Raw genomic sequence first — 8677 nt, forward strand, 5'->3', positions numbered from 1 at the left:
GCATCCGGGGGCCGCCGCGCTCCCGCGTGGCGGCCCCCGGCGGGCGGTCAGACGCCCGAGTAGGAGTGCTTGCCGGTGACGAAGATGTTCACCACGTAGTAGTTGATGATGAAGCAGGAGAAGGCGATCAGCGCCAGGTAGGCCGCCTTGCGGCCCTTCCAGCCGGCCGTGGCGCGGGCGTGCAGATAGGCCGCGTAGGCCACCCACGTGATGAAGGACCAGACCTCCTTGGGGTCCCAGCCCCAGTAGCGGCCCCACGCGTCCCCGGCCCAGATCGAGCCCGCGATGATCGTGAACGTCCACAGCGGGAACACCGTGGCGTTGATGCGGTACGCGAACTTGTCCAGGGTCACGGAGGCGGGCAGCCGCGCCATGATGTCGTTGCCCGCGACCCGCGCCCGCACCAGGAAGCGCTCCCGGCCGCCGGCGGAACGGTCGCGCTGGAGCTCGGCCAGCCGCTCCTCCAGCCGGGCGACCCGGCCGTCGGCGAGCCGGACCTCGTAGGTGTCCCGGAAGAGGTAGAGCAGCGTGCCGACGAAGCCGAGGTAGAACACCGCGCCGGAGACGATCGCGCAGGAGACGTGAATCCACAGCCACGGCGACTTGAGCGCGGGCACCAGCTGGTCGCTCTCGGTGTAGAGCACCGTGATGGCCAGGCCCAGGTCGAGCAGGACGGTGGTGACCAGCGGCAGGCCGATCCAGCGCACCTTCTTCTTCAGCGCGAGCAGCACCAGGTACGCCCCGACGGCGACCGCCGAGAAGGTGGTGGAGAACTCGTACATGTTGCCCCACGGCGCCCGCTGCACCGACAGGGCGCGGGTGAGCACCCCGCCGAAGTGGAGCAGGAAGGAGAGCACCGTCAGCGAGACGGCGATGCGGCCGTAGAGGTCGCCCTGCGCGTCGTTGCCGGCCGCGCCGGGGCCGTCGGGCACGTCGCGGGCGCCGGCGGCGGCGCGCGTGACGACCTTGGGGCGCTCCAGTACGGCGGTGCCGCCGGCGCGCTCGCGGGCGGCGGCACCGGCCGTGGCCGAGGCCGTGGCGGGGGCCTCCGCGGAGAGCGCGGCGGCCGTGCGGCCCACCTTGCTGCGGCTGCCGAACACCCACTCCACCATGTGGGCGAGGAAGGCGAGCGTGTAGATCGCCATCGCCGAGTAGATCAGCACATTGCTGATGTTGGCCAGGTTCTCGTTGGCCGCGACCGCGAGGTTCACGCGCGCGCTCCTTCGCCTTGGACGGTTTCGGCTGGGTCGTCTCGTTCTTCGGCCGCTTCGCCGGCGGCCTTCACCGGGGCGTCGGGCTGGAGGGCCTCGGCCAGGTCGGCGAGCTCCTCGGGCAGCCGCGCGGACTCGCTGCGGCCGAGCCCGGCGAGCTCCACCACCGTGCCGCCGCCGGCGGCGGGCACGGCCCGCACCCACACCCGGCGGCGCTGGATGAACAGGGAGCCGGCGAGGCCGAGCAGCGCGGCGATCGCGCCGGCCAGGGCCATGCCGTTGCCGGGCTGCTGGGAGACCTGGAAGCTCGCCCACTCCTTGACGCCGTCGAAGGTCAGCGTGCCCGCGCCGTCGGGCAGGGCCAGGCTCTCCCCGGGGCGCATGGACTTGCGCAGCGGCTCGCCCTTGTCGTCCTTGAACTGCTGCAGCTTCCGGGTGTCGAGCTGGTACACGTTCTGCGGGACACCGGAGTCGATGCCCAGGCTGCCGTGGTAGCCGGTGAGGGTGAGCACCGGGTAGTCCAGCGCGGGGAAGGTCGAGTGCGGGCCGCGCACGGCGTCGAGGCCGTAGGTCGGCAGGAACAGGCCCTGGAAGCCGAGCTGGTCCTTCCTGCCGTTCTTGTCGCGGTAGTCCGGGACCTTGATCACGCCGGCGGAGGTGACGTTGGCGTCCCGCGGCAGGAAGGGCACCGGGCCCTGGAAGGCGATGTCGCCCTGGCCGTCCTTGATCGTGACGATCGGGGCGTAGCCGTGGCCGATGAGGTAGACCTTGTAGCCCTCGACCTCCAGCGGCTTGTTCACCTCGATGGAGGTTTTGCGCTCGGGGCCGTCGGCGCCCGCCCAGTACGCGACGTCGGCGCGGTAGGTGCGGGCGGTGCCCTTCTGCGGGCCGGTGCGCTCGTACGTGGCCTCGAACCCGCGCAGCGAGAAGCCGAACGGCGCCAGGTCGCCGCTGTCGAAGAGCGAGCCGGAGCGGAAGTCGTCGTACTGGGTGAGGGTGTTCGAGAAGCCGTTGCCCTCGACCACGAGCGTGCCGCCCTCGGACTTCCACAGCTGGCCGGAGGCGAACGCCACCAGCATCACGATCAGCGAGACGTGGAAGACCAGGTTGCCGGCCTCGCGCAGATAGCCCTTCTCGGCCGCGACCGCGTCACCGGCGGTGTGCGCCCGGAAGCGGCGGCCCTTGAGTGTCCGCCGGGCGGCGGCCAGCACCTGCTCCGGCTCGGCGTCGGTGCGCCAGGTCGTGTAGGCCGGCAGCCGGTCGAGCCGGCGCGGGGCGCGCGGCGGCCGGCTGCGGAGCTGGCCGACGAACTGCCAGCTGCGCGGCACGATGCAGCCGATCAGCGAGACGAACAGCAGGATGTAGATCGCCGAGAACCAGACGGAGCTGTAGACCTCGAACAGGCCCAGCTTGTCGTAGAGCGGCGCGAGCGACGTGTGCTGCTTCCGGAACTCCTCCACCTTGAGCGGGTCGACCCCGGTCTGCGGGATCAGCGAGCCCGGCACGGCGGCGAGCGAGAGCAGGAAGAGCAGGATCAGCGCCACCCGCATGGAGGTGAGCTGGCGCCAGAACCAGCGCACCCAGCCGATGACGCCCAGCGCGGGCAGCCGGCCCTCCTGCGGGTCCGCGGACTCCTCGGCGGGGGCGGTGGACAGCCGCGCCCCGGCGGCGCCGAGGTCGCCCTCGTGCGCACCGCCGGACTCGGACTCCGGGCCGGAGGCCGTGGTGGTGTCGGTCTTCGCCATGACGTCAGATTCCCGGGGTGTAGGTGGCCGACCACGATTGCAGATCGGCGACGACGTTGTCCCAGATCCCCGTCACGAGCAGCACGCCGACGGTGACCATCATGACCCCGCCGGCCCGCATGACCCACACGTAGTGCCGCTTGACCCAGCCGAACGCGCCGAGCGCGCGCCGGAAGGCGACCGCCGCCAGGATGAACGGCAGCCCCAGGCCCAGGCAGTACGCGACCATCAGCAGCGCCCCACGGCCGGCGTTGGCCTGGTCGAAGGCGAGGAAGTTCACGGCGGCGAGGGTGGGGCCGATGCAGGGCGCCCAGCCGATGCCGAACAGCGCGCCGAGCAGCGGCGCGCCGGCCAGCCCCATCGCGGGCCTGCGGTGGAAGCGGAACTCGCGCTGGGTGATCCCGCCGAGCACGCCCATGAACGCCAGGCCCATGAGGATCACCAGCACCCCGAGGACGGTGGAGATGGTGCCCTTGTGGGCGAGCAGCGTCTGGCCGAAGTTGCCGAAGAGGGCGCCGCCGGAGACGAAGACGACGGTGAAGCCGAGCACGAACAGCGAGGCGCCGGCGACCATCCGGCCGCGCCTGGCCTCCGCCAGGTCGGTGCCGCTGACGCCGGTGACGTACGACAGGTAGCCGGGCACCAGCGGCAGCACGCACGGGGAGAAGAACGAGACCAGCCCGCCCAGCAGGGCGACGGGCAGGGCGAGCAGCAGCGCGCCGGTGAGAACGGTCTGGTTCATCCCGGAGTCGGCGGCCAGCGTGAGCAGCGGACCGGCGGCGGGGTGGAGCAGCGGTTCGGCGGCGGGGAGCACCAGATCGGGGGCGGGGTGGAGCACGCCGATCACTTCTCCGCGATCAGCGGGTCGAGCGTCCTGCGCAGCTCTTCCTCGTTGATCGGCTTGAGCGCGCGGGCGGCGATCCGGCCCTCGCGGTCGATGAAGAGCGTGGAGGGGATGGCCTGCGGGTTGAGGCTGCCCTTGGGGAAGCGCAGCATCAGCTTGCCCTCGGGGTCGTAGAGGCTCGGGTAGGGAACCTCGTTCTCCTTCTCGAACTTCACGGCCGGGGCGATGTTGGGGTCGCGGGTGTTGAGGCCCACGAACTGCACGCCCTGGTCCTTGGTGTCGTTCGCGACCTTCACCAGGTGCTTCATCTCGGCGCGGCACGGCGGGCACCAGGAGCCCCACACATTGACGACGAGGATCTTGCCCTTGTAGTCGGCGAGGTCGAGCGGCTCGCCCTTGAGGGTCTTGCCGGAGATCTCCGGGAGGGCGCCGCGCTCGCCCTTCGCCGCCGTGGAGATGCCGCCGGTGCCGGCGACGAAGTTGGTGTCGCCGGAGCCGCCGGAGGTGCCGCCCGAGCCGCAGGCGGAGAGCGTCAGGGCGGCCGCCGCGAGACCGGCGGCCAGGGTCGCGGTGCGGGTGGTGCGGGCGGTACGACGGCCGGCTGGGCGGCGTCGGGGGGCGCGGCTGGCACTCATGTGAAAAGTTTCGCATGCCCTTTTCACGGATCTTCCGCACCCCCCTGGTCGCGTCGGGCGGGCCGGCTCCGTCGCGTCGGGCGGGCCTGGCCTGTCGCGTCAGGCGGTCGGCGGTCAGGCGGTCAGGCGGTCAGGAAGGTCTTCCAGCCGCCGGTCGGCGCCTTGCCCACACCCAGGGTCTGGAGCTTGGCGACGACCTGCGGGTCCTGGGCGTCCAGCCAGTCGACGTACTGCCGGAACGAGACCAGCCGGACGTCCTTCCGGCTGCCGTCGGCGATGTGCTTCAGCGCGGCCTCGACGGCGTTCATGTAGATCCCGCCGTTCCAGGTCTCGAAGTGGTTGCCGATGAAGAAGGGGGCCCGGTTGGTCTCGTACGCGCGCTGGAAGCCGGCGATGTAGGCCTCGCGGGCCTGCTTCTCCCAGCCGGGGTAGTTGGCCGGGTCGCTCTTGGTGGCGTTCTTCGACTGGTTGGCCAGCATGTTGTAGTCCATGGAGAGGACCTCGAAGGCCCGCCCGGGGAACGGTATCTGCTGGAGCGGAAGGTCCCATATGCCCTGTTTCTTACGGGGCCAGACCTGCCGTCCGCCGGAGGAGCTGGCGTCGTAGCGCCAGCCGAGCTTCTTGGCGGTGGGCAGCAGGTTGTCCTGCCCCAGCAGACAGGGCGTACGGCCGCCGACGAGCTCCTTGCGGTAGTCGAACGGCAGCGGTTCGAGATCGGTGAGGCCGGTGTTGGTCTTCCACTGGGTGACGAACGAGACGGCCTGGTCTATCTCCGACTGCCACTGCTCGGGCGTCCACTTCGCGACCGAGCCGGACCCCGAACAGAAGTGGCCATTGAAATGGGTGCCTATCTCGTGCCCCTCCAGCCACGCGGCGCGCACATTCTCGAGGGTCGCCTTGAGATGCTCGTCGGTGAGGTAACCGATATCCGAGGCGCCCACCGGATTGTTCGGCGGCCGGTACAGGTTCTTCTTCGACTCGGGCAGCAGATACAGCCCGGACAGGAAGAAGGTCATGGCGGCGCCGTGCTCCTGGGCGAGCTTGCGGAAGCGCGGGAAGAGGCCGTTGCCGACCTCGCCGGCGCCGTCCCAGGAGAAGATGACGAACTGCGGCGGGGTCTCGCCCGGCTCCATCCGTACGGGCTTGGGCTGGTGGGGCTGCGGGCCGGTGTCGGCGGTGGAGCCGTCACCGATCGGCTTGGCCTTGGCCTGCGCGGTGGCCGAGCCCTTGTCGCCGGAGCCGGGCCGGGAGTCCGAGCCCGAGCCGGAGCCGCATCCGGCCACGCCGAGCGCCGCGGCCGCGCCGAGCCCCCATCCGAGAAGTCCCCTTCGGCTGATGTCGCGCATAAACCGTTCCCATCGCGTTGCCGTGCTCGTAGAACTCATGAATCCGCGTCGACGGACCCCTGTGAGTGAGAGCCCGCGACTGACGCATGAGTTCCGGAGCCTGCCCCGAATTTGCGAAATGATGGGTATACGTCGTGGAAAAAGCACCACTCCCCCGGCCGGGGGCCGGGGGAGTGGTGGCACGCGTGGAAACGGAGGTACGGGGCCGACGGGCGCTCCGCGACCGCGCCCGGAGAGGGCGCCCGCGGCGGGGGCTTACGCCCCGAAGCCCTTGCCCCCGCCCTTCACCGGCTTCGCGCCGGCCAGCAGATGCGCCGGGACCAGATCCCGCGCCGGCTCCGAGTAGCCGACCGAGACGAGCCGGTCGCCCTCGTACGTGAAGCTGGTGAGGCTGGCCAGCGTGCACTGCCGCTTGCGCGGGTCGTGCCAGAGCCGGCGCCGCTCCACGAAGCTGCGCACGATCCAGATCGGCAGCTGGTGGCTGACGGCCACCGCCTCGTGGCCGCGCGCGGCGTCCCGCGCGGCGCTGAGCGCGGCCATCATCCGCACCACCTGCTCGATGTAGGGCTCGCCCCAGGAGGGGCGGAAGGGGTTGGTGAGGTGCCGCCAGTTCGCCGGCCGGCGCAGCGCGCCGTCCCCGACCCCGAAGGTCTTGCCCTGGAAGACGTTGTCCGCCTCGATCAGCCGCCCGTCGGAGGCGACGTCCAGGCCGTGCGCCTCGGCGATCGGCGCCGCCGTCTCCTGGGCGCGCTCCAGCGGGGAGGCCACCACATGGGTGATGTCGCGGTCGGCGAGGTGCTCGGCCACCCGCTCGGCCATCTTCCGCCCCAGTTCGGAGAGGTGGTAGCCGGACAGCCGCCCGTACAGGACGCCCTCGGGGTTGTGCACCTCGCCGTGGCGCATCAGATGGACGACGGTGATGTCGCCGCCCTCGCCCGGCGCGGCGTCCTTCTTCGCGTTCGGAACGGAGCCGGGGGCCGCGCTCATGGCCGTCACCGCCCGACCGCCTCGACCGCCTCGGCCGCGGCCCGCGCGGCCGACGGCAGCGCGGCGGCGACCCGCTCCAGGGCGCGCGCGTCATGGGCCGTGGAGACGAACCACGACTCGAACGCGGACGGGGGCAGATAGACGCCCTGGGCGAGCATGGAGTGGAAGAAGGCAGTGAAACGGTACGCCTGCTGGGTCTTCGCGCGGGCGAAGTCCGTGACCGCCTCGTCGGTGAAGAAGACGGAGAACATGTTGCCCGCCGTCTGGAGCCGGTGGACCACGCCCTCCTTGGTCAGCGCGTCGGTCACCATCCGCTGGATCTCGGCGGAGACCTCGTCGACCCGGGCGTACGCGGCGTCGTCCAGCAGCCGCAGCTGCGCCAGGCCGGCCGCCGTGGCCACGGGGTTCCCGGAGAGGGTGCCCGCCTGGTAGACGGGGCCCGCCGGGGCGAGGTGGGCCATCACATCGGCCCGGCCGCCGAAGGCCGCCGCCGGGAAGCCGCCGCCCATGACCTTGCCGAAGGTCATCAGGTCGGGGCGCACCCCGTCGATGCCGTACCAGCCGGCCCGGCTGACCCGGAAGCCGGTCATGACCTCGTCGGAGATGAACAGCGCGCCGTTGTCGGCGCACAGCTCCTTGAGCCCGGCGTTGAAGCCCGGCAGCGGCGGCACCACGCCCATGTTGCCCGGCGACGCCTCGGTGATCACACAGGCGATCTCGCCCGGGTTGGCGGCGAAGGCGGCCCGCACGGCGTCCAGGTCGTTGTACGGCAGCACGATGGTGTCGCCGGCCTGCGCGCCCGTGACCCCGGGGGTGTCGGGCAGCCCGAAGGTGGCCACGCCCGAGCCGGCGGCGGCCAGCAGCGCGTCGACGTGCCCGTGGTAGCAGCCGGCGAACTTCACGACCTTCGCCCGGCCGGTGAAGCCGCGGGCGAGCCGGATCGCCGACATGGTGGCCTCCGTGCCGGAGGACACCAGCCGGACCTGCTCGACGGGCTCGATCCGCGCGACGATCTCCTCGGCGAGCGCGACCTCGCCCTCGCCGGGCGTGCCGAAGGAGGTGCCCCGGGCCACCGCGGCCTGCACGGCCTCGGTGACGGCCGGGTGCGCGTGCCCGAGGATCATCGGCCCCCAGGAGCACACGAGGTCCACGTACTCGCGGCCGTCGGCGTCCGTGAGGTACGGGCCGGTGCCGGAGACCATGAACCGGGGGGTGCCGCCCACGGCCCGGAAGGCCCGTACGGGGGAGTTCACCCCGCCGGGCGTCACCGCGCCCGCGCGGTCGAAGAGCGCCTGGGAGGCCGGGGCGTCGTACGCGTACGGCCGCTCGGCGGGGCCTCGCGAAAACTCGTTCACTGGTGCGCTCCGTTCACTCGCAGCCCGCCCCGCGGACCGTCGGCGCCCCGCGTGCCCTCGACACCCGGCGTGCCCGCGGCGCCCTGTCGGCCCCACGCGTCCGCCCCACCCCGCGCCGCCGCCGACCGCGCGGCGGGGCCGCCCCGATCGGGGCGTCCGGGAGCCCCTGCTCCGTACTCATCAGCCATGCCAACAGGGTACGGGCCGGTCCGCGGCGCGACGGTCCCGGAACAGCAGCGAGGCGGCGCCCGGCGCGAACACGGCCAGGGCCAGGGCGATGCCGGCCGTGGAGTCCCAGGGGTGGACCGGCCAGGCCCAGGGGTACGGCCGGCCGGCCGTGCCGTACCCCGCCGCGGCACAGAGGAGGGGGAGGAGGGCGACCGCGGCCACGGCGGCGGCCCCGCCGAGGGCGCGGCGGACCAGGAGGGCCACGCCCAGGCCCATGCCGGCGACGCCCAGCAGGACCACGGGGGCGAACAGCGCGCCGGCCACGGCCAGCGGGGAGCGGCTCGGCACGCGGGAGGCGACCCGCCCCCGCCGGAGCCGGGCCCCCT

At 72.5% G+C, this 8677-nt stretch carries 7 protein-coding genes and 1 pseudogene; all 8 read right to left on the minus strand.

Features of this window, described 5'->3' with window-relative positions; translation table 11 throughout:
* Positions 1 to 47: 47 nt before the first annotated feature.
* A complete protein-coding gene (ccsB, locus tag ACSNOD_RS09210; RefSeq protein WP_436766305.1) occupies positions 48 to 1211 on the minus strand; it encodes a c-type cytochrome biogenesis protein CcsB in 1164 nt (387 codons plus the stop codon).
* Entirely contained in the window at positions 1208 to 2956 is a 1749-nt protein-coding gene (gene resB / locus ACSNOD_RS09215) for a cytochrome c biogenesis protein ResB (RefSeq protein ID WP_436766306.1), read from the minus strand. The genes ccsB and resB overlap by 4 nt, the downstream gene beginning before the upstream one ends.
* Positions 2957 to 2960: 4 nt before the next feature.
* A complete protein-coding gene (locus tag ACSNOD_RS09220; RefSeq protein WP_436766310.1) occupies positions 2961 to 3698 on the minus strand; it encodes a cytochrome c biogenesis CcdA family protein in 738 nt (245 codons plus the stop codon).
* 101 nt (positions 3699 to 3799) lie between these two features.
* Positions 3800 to 4435: a TlpA family protein disulfide reductase gene (locus ACSNOD_RS09225; protein ID WP_436766307.1), complete on the minus strand. Its 636-nt coding sequence runs from the start codon at positions 4433 to 4435 to the stop codon at positions 3800 to 3802.
* 122 nt (positions 4436 to 4557) lie between these two features.
* On the minus strand, positions 4558 to 5781 hold the full coding sequence (locus ACSNOD_RS09230; RefSeq protein ID WP_436766308.1) for a hypothetical protein: 1224 nt from the start codon (positions 5779 to 5781) through the stop codon (positions 4558 to 4560).
* A gap of 255 nt (positions 5782 to 6036) precedes the next feature.
* Positions 6037 to 6684 carry a histidine phosphatase family protein gene (locus ACSNOD_RS09235; protein WP_436766311.1) on the minus strand — a complete coding sequence of 216 codons (648 nt, stop codon included), beginning with the start codon at positions 6682 to 6684 and terminating at the stop codon, positions 6037 to 6039.
* Between the two features lie 89 nt (positions 6685 to 6773).
* Positions 6774 to 8123: a glutamate-1-semialdehyde 2,1-aminomutase gene (hemL, locus tag ACSNOD_RS09240; protein WP_436766309.1), complete on the minus strand. Its 1350-nt coding sequence runs from the start codon at positions 8121 to 8123 to the stop codon at positions 6774 to 6776.
* 180 nt (positions 8124 to 8303) lie between these two features.
* Positions 8304 to 8677 (minus strand): annotated as a pseudogene (locus ACSNOD_RS09245) (hypothetical protein); the annotation flags it as partial.

Origin of the sequence: Streptomyces sp. URMC 123, from assembly GCF_051386515.1 — a bacterium.
Classification (GTDB): domain Bacteria; phylum Actinomycetota; class Actinomycetes; order Streptomycetales; family Streptomycetaceae; genus Streptomyces.

What these genes read in the sequence shown, in the direction of transcription:
- resB (WP_436766306.1), bottom strand. Translation starts at nt 2,956, where the DNA reads ATGGCGAAGACCGACACCACCACGGCCTCCGGCCCGGAGTCCGAGTCC.
- ACSNOD_RS09220 (WP_436766310.1), bottom strand. Translation starts at nt 3,698, where the DNA reads ATGAACCAGACCGTTCTCACCGGCGCGCTGCTGCTCGCCCTGCCCGTC.
- ACSNOD_RS09225 (WP_436766307.1), bottom strand. Translation starts at nt 4,435, where the DNA reads ATGAGTGCCAGCCGCGCCCCCCGACGCCGCCCAGCCGGCCGTCGTACC.
- ACSNOD_RS09230 (WP_436766308.1), bottom strand. Translation starts at nt 5,781, where the DNA reads ATGCGCGACATCAGCCGAAGGGGACTTCTCGGATGGGGGCTCGGCGCG.
- ACSNOD_RS09235 (WP_436766311.1), bottom strand. Translation starts at nt 6,684, where the DNA reads ATGCGCCACGGCGAGGTGCACAACCCCGAGGGCGTCCTGTACGGGCGG.